Genomic DNA, 16,238 nt, shown 5'->3' with positions numbered 1-16,238 from the left:
TGGTGAACACAAATTTTGTGAACATCCAGAATCCCTGTGGGAGCGAGCCTGCTCGCGAAGCTTTTTTGGCTTCTAGCGGCTGGCGATCAACGCCTGACCGCGCGCCACCGCAGCCTTGACCTGCGCCGGCGCAGTCCCGCCGATATGGTCGCGTGCATTCACCGAGCCTTCGAGGGTCAGCACGGCAAACACGTCCTGCTCGATCTGATCGCTGAACTGACGCAGTTCTTCCAGGCTCATCTCGGCCAGATCCTTGCCGCTGTCGACGCCGTATTTCACCGCGTGGCCAACGATTTCATGGCAGTCGCGGAACGGCAGGCCACGGCGCACCAGATAATCCGCCAGGTCAGTCGCAGTGGAGAAACCGCGCAGTGCCGCTTCACGCATGATCGCGTGTTTCGGCTTGATCGCCGGGATCATGTCGGCGAACGCGCGCAGCGAATCGCGCAGGGTGTCGGCGGCGTCGAACAGCGGTTCCTTGTCTTCCTGGTTATCCTTGTTGTACGCCAGCGGCTGGCCTTTCATCAGGGTCAACAGGCCCATCAGCGCGCCGAACACGCGGCCGGTCTTGCCGCGCACCAGTTCGGGCACGTCGGGGTTTTTCTTTTGCGGCATGATCGAGCTGCCGGTGCAGAAACGATCCGGCAGATCGATGAACTGGAACTGCGCGCTGGTCCACAGCACCAGCTCTTCGGAGAAGCGCGACAGGTGCATCATCGCGATGCTCGCGGCCGAGCAGAATTCGATGGCGAAGTCGCGATCGGAAACGTTGTCCAGCGAGTTGCCGCCGACGGCGTCGAAGCCGAGCAGTTGCGCGGTGTATTCGCGGTCGATCGGGTAAGTGGTGCCGGCCAGCGCGGCGCTGCCCAACGGCATGCGGTTGGTGCGCTTGCGGCAGTCGACCAGACGCTCGTAGTCGCGGCTGAGCATTTCGAACCAGGCCAGCATGTGGTGCCCGAAGGTCACTGGCTGTGCGGTCTGCAGGTGAGTGAAGCCCGGCATGATACTCGCGGCCTCACGCTCGGCTTGCTCCAGCAGGCCTTTTTGCAGGCGGGTGATCTCGGCGAGGATCAGGTCGATTTCATCGCGCAGCCACAGGCGGATATCGGTGGCGACCTGGTCGTTGCGGCTGCGCCCGGTGTGGAGCTTTTTACCGGTGACGCCGATGCGGTCGGTCAGGCGCGCTTCGATGTTCATGTGCACGTCTTCGAGGTCGACGCGCCAGTCGAACTGGCCGGCCTCGATTTCGCCCTGAATGGTGTTCAGGCCATCGATGATGCTGTCGCGCTCGGCATCGGTCAGCACGCCGACCTTGGCCAGCATGGTGGCGTGGGCGATCGAGCCCATGATGTCGTGGCGATACAGGCGCTGGTCGAAAGTGACGGAGGCGGTGAAGCGGGCGACGAAGGCGTCGACGGGTTCACTGAAGCGGCCGCCCCAGGACTGATTGGTCTTGTCAGTGCTCATGAATTCGCTCGTATCGGCTTGAAGAAATGGCGTGAAACGCTGGCGCGGATAATAACAGGGTTGCCAATCCTGTCGCTGACACCGGTCGATACGTTTTTTTCGCGGATGTGTCAGGCATGTCCGGCGCGGTCTGCAAGGAATTTACAAAAGGATATTTTTTGATTGAGCAATATCGTTCCGACGAACGTCTACAGTGGACATAAGGGTCGGTGCGATTGCGGATCATGCAAAGGTCTGGCCACCGACTATAAGAAGAGGGGGCGGGTGAGTTGTCCAACGGCCAACCACCGTGAGAAACGCAGGAAACAGTGGGCTCTGAGCGGTACGACCCGGACGCTGGCAAATATTGCTGGCCGACGTACGGCACTTTTTGGCGCTCGGGCTAGTCTTAGCGTGGATCGCGGTGACGCAGGTCACTACACCTGTCTACGCTATCCTTGTGCGAGACTCACGCAGGAATCCAGCGCAATATGAATGTCCTGATCGTTGATGACGAACCCCTGGCTCGCGAGCGCATAAGCCGTATGGTGAGCGAACTCGAGGGTTACACAGTCCTGGAGCCCAGTGCCACGAATGGCGAGGAGGCGTTAGCGCTGATCGACAGCCACAGGCCGGATATCGTGCTGCTCGATATCCGCATGCCGGGCCTCGATGGCCTGCAGGTTGCTGCCCGACTGTGCGAACGAGAGACGCCGCCGGCCGTGGTGTTTTGCACCAGTCCCGATGAATTTGCCGTGGAAGCCCTGCAGGCCAGCGCCGTGGGCTATGTGGTGAAACCTGTGCGAACCGAACACTTGAATGAAGCCCTGAAGCGGGCTGAACGTCCCAACCGGGCGCAACTCTCGGCCCTGACCCGTCCCGCTGCCGAAAGTGGCAACGGCCCACGCAGCCACATCAGCGCACGGACCCGTAAAGGCATCGAGCTGATTCCGCTGGATCAGGTGGTCTACTTCATCGCCGACCACAAATACGTGACCCTGCGTCACGAAGCCGGCGAGGTGCTGCTCGACGAACCCCTCAAAGCCCTTGAAGACGAATTCGGCGAACGCTTTGTGCGTATCCACCGCAATGCGCTGGTCGCCCGCGACCGCATCGAGCGATTGCAGCGCACACCGCTGGGACATTTCCAGTTGTTCCTCAAAGGCCTCAATGGCGACGCACTGATTGTCAGCCGTCGGCATGTTGCCGGTGTGCGCAAGATGATGCAGGGGCTTTGACCCAGTCCTCACCGGCCTTTTCGTGTTCTTTTATCCGGCATGGCAGGCCAGGGAGGCCGCGCCGGTTCTGATTCAGGTCAAAGTGAAATTGACTGAGCTGTTATTATCCGCCGTATCTATTCAGTACGGATTGTTCCATGTCCCCTCGCGAAATCCGCATCGCCACCCGTAAAAGTGCGCTGGCCCTCTGGCAGGCCGAATACGTTAAAGCCCGTCTGGAAGCGGCCCACCCGGGCCTGCTGGTGACGCTGGTGCCCATGGTCAGTCGCGGCGACAAGCTGCTCGACTCGCCACTGTCGAAGATCGGCGGCAAGGGCCTGTTCGTCAAGGAACTGGAAACCGCGCTGCTGGAAAATCAAGCCGATATCGCCGTGCATTCGATGAAAGACGTGCCGATGGACTTCCCGCAAGGCCTGGGTCTGTTCTGCATCTGTGAGCGTGAAGACCCGCGCGATGCTTTCGTCTCCAACACCTACGCCAGTCTTGAAGCGCTGCCTGCCGGGGCCATCGTCGGCACTTCGAGCCTGCGTCGGCAAACGCAATTGCTGGCGCGGCGTCCCGACCTGCAGATCCGTTTCCTGCGCGGCAACGTCAACACCCGTCTGGCCAAACTCGACGCCGGCGAGTACGACGCGATCATCCTCGCCGCCGCCGGTTTGATCCGCCTCGGTTTCGAGGATCGCATCACTTCGGCGATCAGTGTCGATGACAGCTTGCCGGCCGGTGGCCAGGGCGCGGTCGGCATAGAATGCCGCAGCGCCGACCACGAAATTCACGCCTTGCTCGCGCCTTTGCATCACGCCGATACCGCTTCGCGGGTGAACGCCGAACGCGCCCTCAACAAACACTTGAACGGCGGCTGCCAAGTGCCCATCGCCTGCTACGCGGTGCTCGAAGGCGAGCAACTGTGGTTGCGCGGCCTGGTCGGTGAGCCGAGCGGCGGCAGGCTGCTCAGTGCCGAAGCCCGCGCGCCGCGCGCGGACGCTGAGACCTTGGGCGTGCAGGTCGCTGAAGACCTGCTCAAGCAAGGCGCCGACGACATTCTCAAAGCGGTGTACGGCGAGGCGGGTCACGAGTGACGGCCTGGCGCCTGCTGTTGACGCGCCCTGCGGATGATTGCGCGGCGCTGGCCGAACAGTTGGCCGGGCACGGGATTTTCAGCAGTTGTCTGCCGCTTTTGGACATCGTTCCGCTGCCGCTCTCTGAGACTATTCGCCAGGCGATTTCGCGATTGCCCGATTGCAGCGCGGTGATTGTGGTCAGCAAACCGGCGGCGCGGATCGCGGTGGATCTGCTCAAGTCCGCAGGCGCGGCCTTATCGGGCATGCCGTGGTTCAGCGTCGGCGCGGCGACCGCAGGCATTCTTCGCGAGCATGGTCTCGATGTCAGCTTCCCGGCTGATGGCGATGACAGTGAAGCCCTGCTGCAATTGCCGCGTCTGCGCGAGGCGGTGAGCCAGCCCGGTGCGCAGGTGATGATCCTGCGCGGCGAGGGCGGTCGTGAACTGCTCGCCGAGCGCCTGCGCGCGCTTGGTGCTAGTGTCGAGTATCTGGAGTTGTATCGCCGCGACCTGCCAGCCTACCCGTCAAACGAGCTGCCACGGCGGATCGAAGCGGAACGCTTGAACGGGCTGGTGGTCAGCAGTGGACAGGGTTTCGAGCACCTGCGGCAGTTGGCCGGCGATGCCTGGCCGAAGATCGCGCAGTTGCCGTTGTTTGTTCCAAGCCCGAGGGTCGCCGAGCTGGCACGTGCCGCCGGGGCTCAAACAGTTGTGGATTGCCGCGGCGCGAGTGCCGCGGCTTTGCTGACGGCGTTACGGGAATGTCCCGTGCCGTTTTCTAATGCAAAGGATGGATACGTGAGCGAAACAGCCTTGCCAAAAGATGACGTCCAGCCTGCGCTCGATGCCCAGGTTGAAACTCCACCACCGGCCAAAGAGCCGCGCCGAGGCAATGGACTGGCGATTGTCGCCTTGCTGCTCGGCGCCGCCGGTGTCGCCATCGGTGGCTGGGGTGTCTGGCAGGTGCGCCACCTGCAAAGCAACACGCAGCAACAGTCGAGTCAGGTGCAGGCGTTGAACGATCAGGCGCAGAGTCTGAAGCTCAACGAACAGCGTCTGACCGAGCGCCTGGCGCAGTTGCCCGGTGCTGACGAACTCGCCGAACGCCAGCGTCTGGTCACGCAATTGCAGGGCGATCAGCAGCGCCTCAATCAACGTCTGGAAACCGTCCTCGGCGCCAGCCGCAAGGACTGGCGTCTGGCCGAGGCCGAACACTTGCTGCGTCTGGCCAGCCTGCGCCTCTCGGCGTTGCAGGACATCAGCAGTGCGCAGGCGCTGGTGCAGGGCGCCGATGAAATCCTCCGTGAACAGAACGATCCGGGTTCCTTCGCCGCGCGCGAACAAGTGGCGAAAACCCTGGTCGCCTTGCGCAGCACCGAACAGCCTGATCGCACCGGGCTGTTCCTGCGTCTCGGCGCGCTGCGCGATCAAGTCATCGACCTCACCGAGCTGGCGCCGGAGTACAAGGATCGCGGCGAGTCGCTGCTGGGCCTGACCAGCGATGGCGATGGCGCCAGTCGCTGGGCGCAGTGGTGGGACAAGGTTTCGCGCTATATCCGCATCGACTTCAATGCTGACAAGAACGTCAAACCGTTGCTGGCCGGACAGAGCCTGAGCCAGGTGCGCCTGGCCCTGAGCCTGGCGCTGGAGCAGGCGCAGTGGGCCGCGCTCAACGGTCAGGCGCCGGTATACACCCAGGCGTTGGCCGAGGCGCGCGATGTGCTCAAGGGCAATTTCAATCCGGACAACCCGCAAAGCAAAGTCATGCTGGAACAGGTCGCCGAGCTGAGCAAGGAACCGGTCACCGTCAAGACTCCGGATCTGACCGGCACCTTGAGTGCGGTGCAGGGATATCTGGAGCGACGTAACGTCAATGCCGAGGAATCGGTGAAACCGTTCGCCAAGCCTGCCGCCAATGCTGCGCAGGAGGCGACCCCATGAAGCGCCTCTATGTAATCGTGTTTCTGGTCATCGCCGCGACGGCAGCACTGGGCCTGGCGATTGCCGAGCATTCCGGTTACGTGCTGGTGGCGTACAAGAGCTTCCGCTACGAATCGAGCCTGTGGGCGACACTGGCGGTGATAGCGGTGCTGTGGCTGCTGTTCTGGGGCATCAAGGTGCTGGTCGAGCTGGTGATGACCTCCACCGGCGTGGTCAATCCGTGGTCGCGACGCAATCGCAGCCGCCGCGTGCAAGTGGCGATCGAACACGGACAACTGGATCTGGCTGAAGGTCGCTGGGCCAGCGCGCAACGGCATCTGACCCGCGCAGCGGAAGCCGAGCGTCAGCCGCTGCTGTATTACCTCGGCGCCGCCCGTGCGGCGAACGAGCAAGGCCAGTACGAAGAAAGTGATCGTTTGCTTGAACGCGCGCTGGAGCGTCAGCCGCAAGCCGAATTGGCGATCGCCCTCAGTCACGCACAGTTGCAGACCGATCGTGGCGACACCGACGGTGCGCTGGTGACCTTGCAGGCGATGCATGAACGGCATCCGCGCAGCGCGCAGACATTGCGTCAATTGCAACGTCTGCATCAGCAGCGTGGCGAATGGTCGGCGGTGATTCGTTTGCTGCCTGAGTTGCGCAAGGACAAAGTCCTGCCGCCGGCCGAGCTGGCCGAACTCGAGCGTCGCGCCTGGGGTGAGAATCTGTCCCTGGCAGCGCAACGCGAAGAAGACGGTACCGTGGGTCTACAATCGCTCAAGCGGGCGTGGGAACAGCTGACTTCGGCGCAGCGTCAGGAAGCGCCTTTGGTGCTGGCCTATGCTGAGCAACTGCGCCAGCTTGGCGCTCAGGTCGAGGCCGAAGAAGTGCTGCGCACAGCGCTCAAGCGCAAGTACGACAGCCATCTGGCGCGTCTGTATGGTCTGGTTCGTGGCAGCGATCCCGCGCGTCAGCTGCAGACTGCTGAAGGCTGGCTAAAGGAGCATCCGGCCGATGCGAGCCTGTTGCTGACCCTGGGCCGTTTGTGTCTGCAAACCAGTCTGTGGGGCAAGGCCCGTGACTATCTGGAAAGCAGTCTGCGTGTGCAGCGCAATCCGGAGACCTGTGCGGAACTGGCCCGCCTGCTTGCTCAGCTTGGCGATACCGAGCGCAGCAACCAGTTGTTCCAGGAAGGTCTCGGGCTGCTGGATGAACGCTTGCTGGCGGCGCCTTTGCCGGTTGTGGCGAAGGTCTGAAGGGCGGGGGAGGATGCTCCCTCGCGAACTTCGATGACCGAAAATTCCCCTTCTTTGCGCTCAAGAGACAAAGTCCTACAGAGCGCTTCACCATTTCCTATCGAGCCTGTCGGGTTTTCCCTACACCTGTGGTGAACTGTCGGCAGGTCCTTGCCTTGAAAGGCTGACACGCTTTCCTCTACCGTAACCGTCTGTCTCTACTGTTACGGAAAAGCCATGTCGTTGGCCTGCTCACGCTCCTTGTTCTTCATGGCTTTCATTGCGGGGGCCTTTGCTCTGGGAGCTTCCTATTACCTCGAATACGCGGTCGGCCTGACGCCTTGCAGTCTGTGCCTGGTGCAGCGGTTGTTCCTCACCCTGCTGTGCATTGGCTGCGGCGTGGCGGCGGTGCATGGCCCCCGGCGCGGCGGATTATGGTGGTACTGGCTGTTTGCGCTGGGCGCCAGTCTGGGCGGAACCACCGCTGCGTGGCGGCAGGTCCTGATCCAGAGCGACTCCATGCTGCAACTGGTCAGATGCTCGCCAACCGTGGAGTCACTCTTCAGTGGTTTGCCGTGGATCTGCGCATTACAACGGATGTTCAACGGCGGCGCCGATTGTGCGGACATCTCTTGGACGCTGTTCGATTTGAGCATCCCTGAATGGAGTCTGCTGTTTTTTGTCGGCGTGTCGATTCTTGCTGTTTGTCAGTTGTTGCGTCTGATCTGGAGCGCTCTGCAACGACCGGTCAGCGACGAAGCGTCGCACCACATGCTGGTCAGGGATTAAACACTTGTATGAACTTTATCTCCTGCGTACCTTGAAGCCATAGGCGTGCGGGCATAATCTGGCCGGCACGTGTCATTGGATTTATGTTGCTCGATGACGCTCTGCCCGATCGTCCACCAGTCAAATCAGAACAGGGCGCGGGTGTAGAGCAGCATGACCCACAAGGGAAGAGAGATCGCCATGCTCGAAAGTTGTCAGAATGCTCAGGAACGTTGGGGTGGGGTTCATCTGCTGATCGACCGCTGGTTGCAGGAGCGTGAAGAGCTGATCGGCGCCTACGACAAGCTCGGTGCGCAGCCTGAGTCGCTGTCCGAGAGCCGCAAGCCTTTGCAGGAATTCTGCGGGGTGCTGGTCGATTACGTATCGGCGGGGCACTTCGAAATCTATGAACAGCTGACTGGCGAAGCCAAGGCGTTCAACGACAAGCGCGGTCTGGAGCTCGCCGAAACGATCTACCCGCGCATTGACGTCATTACCGAGAAGCTGCTCGCGTTCAACGACCTGTGCGATGAAGGCAAATGCGTTGCGGAGAAATTCAAGGAATTGGGCGGCTTGTTGCACGAGCGCTTTGAACTTGAAGATTGCCTGATCGAAGTGCTGCACACGGCACACAAGGAAGAAGATCCGGTTCAGGCCTGATCCACGTCCTTCATGAAAAAACGGTGCGCCCGAAAGCGCACCGTTTTTTTATGCCTGATCAGCTCGTCGCGCCGCGCAATTCCACTTCAAAAACCAGTGGCGTGAATGGCGCAATCAGGTCGCCGGCACCGTCGGCGCCATAGGCCTGATCCGATGGAATCACCAGTCGCCATTTCGCCCCCACCGGCATGTTCTGCAAGGCGGTGCGCCAACCGGCGATTACGCTGTCGAGGTTGAACCATTGCGGCTGGGTGTTCTGATCGAACACGGTACCATCCGGCAGCTTGCCGACATACAGCACCTGCACTTTGCCGTCCGGGCCGGCCTTGGCGCCAGTGCCCGGAACCAGTTCAGTCAGAAGGATGCCGTCGGCCAGTTCCTTCACCCCCGGTTTGGCTTTTTCCGCACTGAGAAAGCGTTGCTCGTTTTCCATCGCCGCGTCGCTCGATTGCCGTGATGCCTGCTCGGCATTGCGCGATTCGTGGTCGGCCAGAATCTGTTCGATACGCGCTTCACTCAGCGCCAGCGGCTTGCCCTGATACGCCTGTTGCAGACCTTCGATCAGCGCCTGGATCTGCAACTGCGGCACCTCCTGACGCAGCCGTTCGCCGAGGCTGGCACCGAGGCTGTAAGCCAGATCATGAGCATCGTTCGCCGTGTTTTTTTCATCGGCATACGCCGTCGAAAAAAACACGCAGAGGGACAAAATAAAGTAGCGCGACATGGGCACTCTCCGACCTGGGATGCGGGGGATTATGCCAGTGCAAACGTCTGCATCGGTGAACTGCTTTTTCCCGCGCGCAGAACATTTCGGCTTCGGTGCAACGCAACGGTGCAGATACTGTCAACATGCCCTAGCGGCGGTATCAGCAGAGGTCTAGTATGAGCCGCACTCACGTCAGCCAGGAGGTAAACCATGTCGGCCACCAAGAAGCCTGTAAATACTCCGTTGCACTTACTCCAACAGTTGTCGGGCAGCCTGCTCGAGCATTTGGAAAACGCTTGCTCGCAAGCCTTGGCTGATGCTGAAAAACTGCTCGCCAAGCTGGAAAAACAGCGTGGCAAGGCGCAGGAAAAACTGCACAAATCGCGCACCAAATTGCAGGACGCCGCCACCGCCGGCAAAGCCAAGGCACAGAACAAGGCCAAGGCTGCCGTGAAAGAACTCGAAGACCTGCTGGACGCTTTGAAAGATCGTCAATCCGAGACCCGCAGCTACATTCTGCAGCTCAAGCGCGATGCCCAGGAAAGCCTGAAACTGGCCCAAGGTGTTGGTCGCGTGCAGGAAGCAGTGGGCAAGGTTCTGTCGTCGCGTTCGGCCAAACCGGCAGCAGCACCAGCGAAGAAAGTCGCTGCCAAGCCTGCTGCAAGCAAAGCCCCGGCGAAGACCGCTGCGGCGAAACCTGCTGTTGCGAAAACCGCCGCCAAACCAGCGGCCAAGGCGCCAGTGAAAGCGGCTGCCAAACCAGCGGCAAAAACTGCAGCGAAGAAGCCGGCGGCGAGCGCGGCAAAACCGGCGGCTAAAACCACCGCAGCCAAACCTGCTGCAGCCAAGCCAGCAGTGAAAGCCACCCCTGCCAAAGCCGCGGCAAAACCGGCCGCGAGCAAAGCTGCACCGGCAAAAACCGCAGCCGCCAAACCTGCTGCCAAAGCAGCAGCGAAACCAGCAGCAAAACCTGCTGCCAAGACTGCCGCTGCGAAGCCTGCTGCCAAAACTGCGGCCAAGCCGGCCGCCGCCAAACCTGCTGCGAAAGTGGCGGTAAAACCGGCTGCCAAACCAGCCGCAACATCGGCAGCAAAACCTGCGGCAAAAACCGCTGCGAAACCGGCCGCCAAGCCAGCTGCGAAACCCGCTGCTGCCAAGCCTGCGACCGCTGCTGCAAAGCCGGCCGCCAAGCCAGCCGCAAAACCAGCGGTGAAAAAGCCTGCAGCTGCCAAGCCAGCCGCGACCAAACCGGCTGCCGCTCCAGCAGCCAAGCCTGCACCTGTGGCGACCCCGGCTGCCCCAGCTGCCTCGGCACCGTCGTCCGCCACTCACTCGACCCCTTCGACTGCGCCAGCGCCAGCCGCCTCGTCGAATGTCAGCAGCACCCCGACCAGCGCTTCCTAAGTGCCGGTCGCCGCGACGCGCAGCACTTGCAGCGCGTCGCGGCTCAGGCTGGCGGCATTGCCGGCCAAGCCCTCAAGCCAGGTCACCGAACCTGCATCGTTGCGCGTCCACTCCTGCGCCACACCTTCCAGCCGTGACAGCAAGGTTCGCTCAGCTTCAAGCTCCAGTGACTTGATCTGCTCGCGCATGCCTGCCACCACCGCATCATCGACGGCCCGCGCTTTCCATTGCATGCGCAGGGTTCGCAGAGGCTGCACCACCTCGACATCCCACGGCGCGGTCAAGGCCTTGAGCAGACGTACGCGCGGTTCATCGCAGGTCACCGCACGCTGCTCCAGCCATAAACCGCAGAGCAACAGGCAGACATTGGCGCCCGCCGTTTGCAACTGCAGGCAGGCATCTTCCACGCCCGGTCGGGCGTAGACATCAAGGGCAAAGCTCCACAGGTCAGAGGACATCGTGCTACTCGCGCCAGTTGTGAGCGAAGCTGGTAGACTCCGCCGCCATTATGATCCGACTTCAGAACCTGACTTTACAGCGTGGCCCGCAACGTCTGCTAGAAGACGCCGAGCTGACCCTGCACGCCGGCCACAAAGCCGGCCTCATCGGCGCCAATGGTGCCGGCAAATCCAGCCTGTTCGCCCTGCTGCGCGGCGAGTTGCACCCGGATTCGGGCGACTGCCTGCTGCCGGCCGACTGGCGTATCGCGCATATGCGCCAGGAGGTCGACACTCTTGAGCGCCTGGCGGTTGATTATGTGCTCGATGGCGACCTGCGTCTGCGCGAGGTGCAGCGCGAGCTTGCCGCCGCCGAGGAGGCCCACGACGGCACCGCACTGGCGCGCCTGCACGCGGAACTCGACAGCGCCGACGGTTACACCGCCGATGCGCGGGCGCGAAAGCTGCTCGCCGGCCTGGGTTTCACCAATGAGCAGATGGACCGTCAGGTAGGCGATTTCTCCGGTGGCTGGCGGATGCGTCTGAATCTGGCGCAGGCACTCATGTGCCCATCGGATCTGCTGCTGCTCGACGAACCGACCAACCACTTGGACCTCGATGCGATCATCTGGCTCGAAGAGTGGCTGAAGAGTTATCCGGGCACCTTGCTGCTTATTTCCCACGACCGGGATTTTCTCGACGAAGTGGTCGATCACGTCGCCCATGTCGATCAGCGCAAACTGACCCTCTACCGGGGCGGCTACACCGCGTTTGAGCGCGCTCGCGCCGAGCGTCTGGCCCAGCAGCAACAAGCCTACGAGAAGCAGCAGGCGCAGCGTGCGCACATGGAGAGCTACATCGCTCGCTTCAAGGCGCAAGCGACCAAGGCCCGTCAGGCGCAGAGCCGGATCAAGGCGCTGGAGCGCATGGAAGAATTGTCGGCGGCCCACGTCGATTCGCCGTTCGACTTCGTCTTCCGCGAGTCGACCAAGATCTCCAGTCCGCTGATCGACCTGTCCGATGCGCGCTTGGGTTATGGCGACAAGACCATCCTCGAGAAGGTCAAGCTGCAACTGACCCCGGGTGCGCGGATCGGTCTGCTTGGGCCGAACGGTGCGGGTAAATCGACGCTGATCAAGAACCTCGCCGGCGAGCTCGAACCGCTGGCCGGGCGCCTGACCCGTGGCGAAAACACCGTGGTCGGCTACTTTGCCCAGCATCAGCTCGACTCGCTCGACTCCAAGGCCAGCCCATTGTTGCATTTGCAGCGTCTGGCGCCGGGTGAGCGCGAGCAGACCCTGCGCGACTTCCTCGGCGGCTTCGACTTCCGGGGCGCACGCATCGATGAGCCGGTGCTGAATTTCTCTGGTGGCGAGAAGGCCCGTCTGGCCCTCGCGCTGATCGCCTGGGAGCGGCCGAACCTGTTGCTGCTCGACGAACCGACCAACCACCTCGACCTGGAAATGCGCCTGGCGCTGACCATGGCCCTGCAGGAATTCAGCGGCGCGGTGCTGGTGGTCTCTCACGATCGGCACTTGCTCAAGAGCACCACCGACAACTTCTATCTGGTTGCTGACGGCAAGGTCGAAGAGTTCGATGGCGATCTCGAAGACTACGCACGTTGGCTGGTGGAATACCGTCAGCGCAATGCGCCGGTCAGCAACACGCCGATCAACCCGGACAAGACCGACAAGAAAGCGCAACGCCAAGCGGCGGCAGCGTTGCGTCAGCAACTGGCGCCGCACAAGCGCGAGGCCGACAAGCTCGAAGCCGAACTGGGCAAGCTGCACGAGAAACTGGCCAAGGTCGATGCCAGCCTGGGTGACAGCGATATCTACGAGCCGGCACGCAAGAATGAATTGCGTGATCTGCTCGCCGAACAGGCCAAGTTGAAGGTGCGTGAAGCCGAGCTGGAAGAAGCCTGGATGGAAGCGCTGGAAACCCTGGAAAGCATGCAGGCGGAGCTGGAGGCGTTGTCCTGATGGAAGCCTTCAAGCTGCCCTTTGCGGCGGTGTGGGTCGAACCGTTGTGGTTCACCGCGCAGATTCTGCTGATTCTGCTGGCCGGTTACCTGACCCAGCGTTTCGTCGCCAAAGGCCTGACTCGCCTGGGTGAGCGCTATCCGTTTCCGCCGCAGTTGCTGATGCCGTTGCGCGGCGTGTTGCGCTGGCTGATCATGGGCAGCGCGCTGCTCTTCGTGCTTGAGCGCCTCGGCGTTTCGGCCACGGTGCTGTGGACGGCGCTGTCGGGATTTGTCGCGGTGGCGGCGGTGGCGTTCTTTGCCATGTGGAGTGTGCTGTCGAATTTGCTCTGCGCGATTCTGATCTTCACCGTCGGGCCGTTCCGCCTCGGCGACGTGGTCGAGCTGGTGGACACCACCGACAAGCCTGGCGTCAAAGGCCGGGTGATCGCGATCAATCTGCTCTACACCACGCTGGTCGAGGCCGAAGAACTCGGTACCGGCAGCGCCATGGTGCAGGTGCCGAACAGCCTGTTCTTCCAGCGTTCGGTGCGGCGTTGGCGCGGGACCGATGTGTTTCCTTCCAGCGGGTTTGAGAAGTAATTTCTACGTCGTCTGTTCCGACGCCTTCGCGAGCAGGCTCGCTCCCACATTGGAATGCGTTCCTCCTGTGGGAGCGAGCCTGCTCGCGAAGGGGCCCTCAGCTTCCCGCAATATTTAGCAAAAAACTGGTAGTCATCCACACGAAGCCGCATTAGCTTAGGCATTTGTCACAAGCATCGGCCGAGGTATGCGATGGAGCTTCAAACATGGCTGGCATTCTTTGCCGCCTGCTGGGTGATCAGCCTGTCCCCGGGCGCGGGCGCCATCGCGTCGATGTCCAGCGGTCTGCAATACGGATTCTGGCGCGGCTATTGGAACGCACTGGGCCTGCAGATCGGTCTGGCGGTGCAGATCGCGATCGTCGGCGCGGGTGTTGGCGCTGTGCTTACCGCTTCGGCCACAGCGTTCCATGCGATCAAATGGTTCGGTGTCGCCTATCTGGTTTACCTGGCGATCAAGCAATGGCGCGCGCTGCCCATGGACATGAGCGATGACGCCGCAGTGCGGCCGATCGGCAAGCCACTGGCCCTGGTGTTTCGCGGCTTTCTGGTGAACATCAGCAACCCCAAGGCGTTGGTGTTCATGCTCGCGGTGTTGCCGCAGTTCATCAATCCCCATGCGCCGCTGCTGATTCAGTATCTGGTGATCGGCGTGACCATGGTGTTCGTCGACCTGATTGTCATGGCCGGCTACACCGGACTGGCGTCGAAGGTGCTGCGCCTGCTGCGCACGCCCAAGCAGCAGAAGCGCATGAACCGCACCTTTGCCGGATTGTTCATTGGCGCGGCGGCGTTCATGGCGACGTTGCGCAAAGCGGCGGCGTAAACCGCTCGGGCAAAAAAAGGCGACCTCAAGAGGTCGCCTTTTTCATGTCTACCGAGACATCGGGGCAAGCGAGCTTTTGTGGCGAGGGGATTTATCCCCGTTGGACTGCGCAGCAGTCCCAATCGTCTTGCATCAATAACGAGGGCCGCTTCGCGACCCAACGGGGATAAATCCCCTCGCCACAGAGCCCTTCGCCACAAAAGTTGTCAGATCCGGCTCAGCGTAAAATCACCGGCGCCGTGTCACGCGGCAGATTGTTGCGCTGCGGCGCTTCACGCGGCTGCTCGTAACCGTCACCACCACCGAGCTGCATGCTCAGTTGCCCGGCCACGTCTTCGCCCAAGGCCTTCGACACCTCGCGCACCACCCGCGGACGGTTCAGCGAGATCTTGATGTCGCGATGGTTCACCAGTTTGGTGTCCTGCGCTTCGCCCATCGCCGTGAAGGCCGAGGTGATCTCGTAGGTCTTGGTGTTGATCAGGCTGAAATCCGCCACCAGCGTCAGGCCCAGCACCGCCGAGTAGCTGTCGGTGTGCGCCAGCTCATTGATGTCCTGGGTGAAGTCGATGTCGGACACGGTGCCGAACAGCACGTAGTCGGCGCCTTTGAAGTTGCCGGCCTTGATGCGCTTGATCACGTCATACACATCGCCTTTGGATGAGGCGGTATACGGCGTGCCCTGCACCAGCTGGAACATGCCGGTACGCAGGATTTCACCCTTGATGTCGCCGGTGAATTTGCGCAACTCGCCCTGTTCGATGTAGCTGGTGGTCGCTTCGATCTCGTTGTAGCTCGAAGAACCGCTGGCGCTGTAGTAACTCTCGCGGTGATTGCTCTGCGCCGAAACGATGTGGATGTATTGCTCCACGCGCTCCTGATACGCCAGATCCGTCACCGCCACTTTCGGGGCCGCCTGCGCGCTGAACGCGCAAGCCAGGGCCATCATGCCAATCCATGTGCGCATCGATTAACGCTCCGTGGTTTTGCGGATCTCTTTTTCGTCCATCCACTCGGCCAGACCGCTTTCGACGTCGATCAACTGCAGGCTGAATTTGTAGAAGACGTCCTTGTAGTCGCTGCTGCGCTTGACGATCGAGCTGATCGAGCCTTCGATGCGGTACTTGGCGGCAACCATGTTGCCGGTCTTGGCCACGGTGCTTTTCTTGTACAAGCCGCTCTGGTTTTGCAGCTTGAGCTGGTCAACCTGGCTCTGCATCGCATTGTTGTCGCTGGCGAAGCGCGCAACACCGGTCTTCATCAACTGAGTCTTGATGCTGGTGGTGATTTCGCGGGTGTCGATGTACTCGCTGGTCTTGTTCTTCACATCGTAGACCTGAACTACCGGACGACCCTGCAGGATGCCGGACTGGGCCAGCGAGCGGGTCATCGACTCGGCGATCATTTGCAGGTCGGTCGAACCGAATTCGTTGGTCACGGTTTCAACAGCCTTGGTGTCGCCATAGCTGATGTTCTTGCTGCCCAGGGTCGGCGAGGTGTTGGCGCAACCGGAGGCGAGCAGGGCGATGACGGCGATGCAGGAAAAGCGTGCAAACATGAGAAAGCTCTCTCAATCAGAAATAGGGTGGCGGGTTTACGGCGTCTTGATTTCCAGACGGAAATCCACGGCTTTCGGGGTCGGCGCGATGGCCTGAATGAAGCTGGTCTGGGCGCCGTACATCATCTGGCTTTTCCACACTTCTTCTTCGGCAACCGGGAAACCTTCGGCGCCAAGCCAGGCGAAGCGGTAGTAGAAAATCTTGTTGCTGTTGAGGGTGTTGCTCAACTGCACGTTGACGGTCATGAAGCCGTTTTCACGAGCCACGCGCATGGCGCCGACGACGATGTGTTTCTGCGGGCCCATGGCCACGACTTTGCTCGCGGCGCTGCCCGGCTCCGGCGGTGGCGGGGTGGCGCAGCCGGCCAGCAAGGCGAGGGCGGCGACGGCGATGATCTTCAAGCGCATTGCAAAGACTCCG

Annotated in this window: 16 protein-coding genes and 2 pseudogenes; 12 read left to right on the top strand and 6 right to left on the bottom strand. The window is 61.5% G+C overall.

Annotated elements, in window-relative coordinates:
- Window positions 1-72: 72 nt before the first annotated feature.
- Window positions 73-1,467 carry an argininosuccinate lyase gene (gene argH / locus PspCFBP13508_RS10395; RefSeq protein ID WP_137214382.1) on the bottom strand — a complete coding sequence of 465 codons (1,395 nt, stop codon included), beginning with the start codon at window positions 1,465-1,467 and terminating at the stop codon, window positions 73-75.
- Between the two features lie 321 nt (window positions 1,468-1,788).
- On the opposite strand from argH, the pseudogene PspCFBP13508_RS27640 reads away from it, so the two are divergent.
- The 8 genes and pseudogenes from PspCFBP13508_RS27640 to PspCFBP13508_RS10360 all read left to right on the top strand — a co-directional run.
- Window positions 1,789-1,941, top strand: a pseudogene (locus PspCFBP13508_RS27640) (sensor histidine kinase); the annotation flags it as partial.
- Window positions 1,938-2,684 (top strand): LytTR family DNA-binding domain-containing protein, encoded by a 747-nt coding sequence (locus PspCFBP13508_RS10385; RefSeq protein ID WP_137214381.1) that lies wholly within the window; start codon window positions 1,938-1,940, stop codon window positions 2,682-2,684. The pseudogene PspCFBP13508_RS27640 and the gene PspCFBP13508_RS10385, both read left to right, overlap by 4 nt.
- Window positions 2,685-2,821: 137 nt before the next feature.
- Window positions 2,822-3,763, top strand: a complete 942-nt coding sequence (hemC, locus tag PspCFBP13508_RS10380) for a hydroxymethylbilane synthase (protein WP_137214380.1) — start codon at window positions 2,822-2,824, stop codon at window positions 3,761-3,763.
- Window positions 3,760-4,506, top strand: a pseudogene (locus PspCFBP13508_RS27635) (uroporphyrinogen-III synthase); the annotation flags it as partial. The gene hemC and the pseudogene PspCFBP13508_RS27635, both read left to right, overlap by 4 nt.
- 36 nt (window positions 4,507-4,542) lie before the next feature.
- Window positions 4,543-5,685 carry a uroporphyrinogen-III C-methyltransferase gene (locus PspCFBP13508_RS27630; protein ID WP_241669513.1) on the top strand — a complete coding sequence of 381 codons (1,143 nt, stop codon included), beginning with the start codon at window positions 4,543-4,545 and terminating at the stop codon, window positions 5,683-5,685.
- Entirely contained in the window at window positions 5,682-6,920 is a 1,239-nt protein-coding gene (locus PspCFBP13508_RS10370; protein ID WP_137214378.1) for a heme biosynthesis protein HemY, read from the top strand. The genes PspCFBP13508_RS27630 and PspCFBP13508_RS10370 overlap by 4 nt, the downstream gene beginning before the upstream one ends.
- A 216-nt stretch (window positions 6,921-7,136) precedes the next feature.
- The gene (locus PspCFBP13508_RS10365) at window positions 7,137-7,688 is read left to right on the top strand and encodes a disulfide bond formation protein B (RefSeq protein WP_137214377.1); all 552 of its coding nucleotides are present in this window, start codon (window positions 7,137-7,139) and stop codon (window positions 7,686-7,688) included.
- A gap of 180 nt (window positions 7,689-7,868) precedes the next feature.
- Window positions 7,869-8,327: an Rsd/AlgQ family anti-sigma factor gene (locus PspCFBP13508_RS10360; RefSeq protein WP_016985889.1), complete on the top strand. Its 459-nt coding sequence runs from the start codon at window positions 7,869-7,871 to the stop codon at window positions 8,325-8,327.
- A 58-nt stretch (window positions 8,328-8,385) separates the two neighbouring features.
- Here the strand turns inward: PspCFBP13508_RS10360 and PspCFBP13508_RS10355 are convergent, their stop codons facing one another.
- On the bottom strand, window positions 8,386-9,051 hold the full coding sequence (locus PspCFBP13508_RS10355; RefSeq protein ID WP_016772603.1) for an FKBP-type peptidyl-prolyl cis-trans isomerase: 666 nt from the start codon (window positions 9,049-9,051) through the stop codon (window positions 8,386-8,388).
- A 192-nt stretch (window positions 9,052-9,243) separates the two neighbouring features.
- On the opposite strand from PspCFBP13508_RS10355, the gene PspCFBP13508_RS10350 reads away from it, so the two are divergent.
- On the top strand, window positions 9,244-10,437 hold the full coding sequence (locus PspCFBP13508_RS10350) for an AlgP family protein (protein WP_130910603.1): 1,194 nt from the start codon (window positions 9,244-9,246) through the stop codon (window positions 10,435-10,437).
- On the opposite strand, the gene PspCFBP13508_RS10345 is transcribed toward PspCFBP13508_RS10350, so the two are convergent.
- Entirely contained in the window at window positions 10,434-10,895 is a 462-nt protein-coding gene (locus PspCFBP13508_RS10345; protein ID WP_137214376.1) for a TIGR02444 family protein, read from the bottom strand. The genes PspCFBP13508_RS10350 and PspCFBP13508_RS10345 overlap by 4 nt on opposite strands.
- A gap of 50 nt (window positions 10,896-10,945) precedes the next feature.
- Here PspCFBP13508_RS10345 and PspCFBP13508_RS10340 point away from each other — a divergent pair, with 50 nt between their 5' ends.
- From PspCFBP13508_RS10340 to rhtB, 3 genes are all read left to right on the top strand, one after another.
- The gene (locus PspCFBP13508_RS10340) at window positions 10,946-12,856 is read left to right on the top strand and encodes an ATP-binding cassette domain-containing protein (protein ID WP_137214375.1); all 1,911 of its coding nucleotides are present in this window, start codon (window positions 10,946-10,948) and stop codon (window positions 12,854-12,856) included.
- Window positions 12,856-13,437 (top strand): mechanosensitive ion channel family protein, encoded by a 582-nt coding sequence (locus PspCFBP13508_RS10335; RefSeq protein ID WP_024014760.1) that lies wholly within the window; start codon window positions 12,856-12,858, stop codon window positions 13,435-13,437. Before PspCFBP13508_RS10340 ends, PspCFBP13508_RS10335 begins: the two co-directional genes overlap by 1 nt.
- Before the next feature lie 192 nt (window positions 13,438-13,629).
- On the top strand, window positions 13,630-14,262 hold the full coding sequence (rhtB, locus tag PspCFBP13508_RS10330) for a homoserine/homoserine lactone efflux protein (protein WP_016772608.1): 633 nt from the start codon (window positions 13,630-13,632) through the stop codon (window positions 14,260-14,262).
- A gap of 217 nt (window positions 14,263-14,479) precedes the next feature.
- Here rhtB and PspCFBP13508_RS10325 read toward each other — a convergent pair whose 3' ends face one another.
- The 3 genes from PspCFBP13508_RS10325 to PspCFBP13508_RS10315 are packed head-to-tail and all read right to left on the bottom strand — an operon-like array spanning window position 14,480 to window position 16,225.
- Window positions 14,480-15,226, bottom strand: coding sequence for a hypothetical protein (locus PspCFBP13508_RS10325; RefSeq protein WP_016772609.1), 747 nt, complete (start codon window positions 15,224-15,226; stop codon window positions 14,480-14,482).
- A gap of 3 nt (window positions 15,227-15,229) precedes the next feature.
- Entirely contained in the window at window positions 15,230-15,817 is a 588-nt protein-coding gene (lpoB, locus tag PspCFBP13508_RS10320; RefSeq protein WP_016772610.1) for a penicillin-binding protein activator LpoB, read from the bottom strand.
- Between the two features lie 36 nt (window positions 15,818-15,853).
- Complete coding sequence (locus PspCFBP13508_RS10315; RefSeq protein WP_016772611.1) at window positions 15,854-16,225, bottom strand: YcfL family protein; 372 nt, start codon at window positions 16,223-16,225, stop codon at window positions 15,854-15,856.
- Window positions 16,226-16,238: the final 13 nt, after the last annotated feature.

Source organism: Pseudomonas sp. CFBP13508, from assembly GCF_005233515.1.
In the GTDB taxonomy this organism is placed as follows: domain Bacteria; phylum Pseudomonadota; class Gammaproteobacteria; order Pseudomonadales; family Pseudomonadaceae; genus Aquipseudomonas; species Aquipseudomonas mercuritolerans.
This window is presented reverse-complemented; position numbering and strand designations above follow the sequence as displayed.

Excerpts from the sequence above, each read along its gene's own strand:
- argH (WP_137214382.1), bottom strand. The coding sequence starts at position 1,467 with ATGAGCACTGACAAGACCAATCAGTCCTGGGGCGGCCGCTTCAGTGAA.
- PspCFBP13508_RS10385 (WP_137214381.1), top strand. The coding sequence starts at position 1,938 with ATGAATGTCCTGATCGTTGATGACGAACCCCTGGCTCGCGAGCGCATA.
- hemC (WP_137214380.1), top strand. The coding sequence starts at position 2,822 with ATGTCCCCTCGCGAAATCCGCATCGCCACCCGTAAAAGTGCGCTGGCC.
- PspCFBP13508_RS10370 (WP_137214378.1), top strand. The coding sequence starts at position 5,682 with ATGAAGCGCCTCTATGTAATCGTGTTTCTGGTCATCGCCGCGACGGCA.
- PspCFBP13508_RS10365 (WP_137214377.1), top strand. The coding sequence starts at position 7,137 with ATGTCGTTGGCCTGCTCACGCTCCTTGTTCTTCATGGCTTTCATTGCG.
- PspCFBP13508_RS10360 (WP_016985889.1), top strand. The coding sequence starts at position 7,869 with ATGCTCGAAAGTTGTCAGAATGCTCAGGAACGTTGGGGTGGGGTTCAT.
- PspCFBP13508_RS10355 (WP_016772603.1), bottom strand. The coding sequence starts at position 9,051 with ATGTCGCGCTACTTTATTTTGTCCCTCTGCGTGTTTTTTTCGACGGCG.
- PspCFBP13508_RS10350 (WP_130910603.1), top strand. The coding sequence starts at position 9,244 with ATGTCGGCCACCAAGAAGCCTGTAAATACTCCGTTGCACTTACTCCAA.
- PspCFBP13508_RS10345 (WP_137214376.1), bottom strand. The coding sequence starts at position 10,895 with ATGTCCTCTGACCTGTGGAGCTTTGCCCTTGATGTCTACGCCCGACCG.
- PspCFBP13508_RS10340 (WP_137214375.1), top strand. The coding sequence starts at position 10,946 with ATGATCCGACTTCAGAACCTGACTTTACAGCGTGGCCCGCAACGTCTG.
- PspCFBP13508_RS10335 (WP_024014760.1), top strand. The coding sequence starts at position 12,856 with ATGGAAGCCTTCAAGCTGCCCTTTGCGGCGGTGTGGGTCGAACCGTTG.
- rhtB (WP_016772608.1), top strand. The coding sequence starts at position 13,630 with ATGGAGCTTCAAACATGGCTGGCATTCTTTGCCGCCTGCTGGGTGATC.
- PspCFBP13508_RS10325 (WP_016772609.1), bottom strand. The coding sequence starts at position 15,226 with ATGCGCACATGGATTGGCATGATGGCCCTGGCTTGCGCGTTCAGCGCG.
- lpoB (WP_016772610.1), bottom strand. The coding sequence starts at position 15,817 with ATGTTTGCACGCTTTTCCTGCATCGCCGTCATCGCCCTGCTCGCCTCC.
- PspCFBP13508_RS10315 (WP_016772611.1), bottom strand. The coding sequence starts at position 16,225 with ATGCGCTTGAAGATCATCGCCGTCGCCGCCCTCGCCTTGCTGGCCGGC.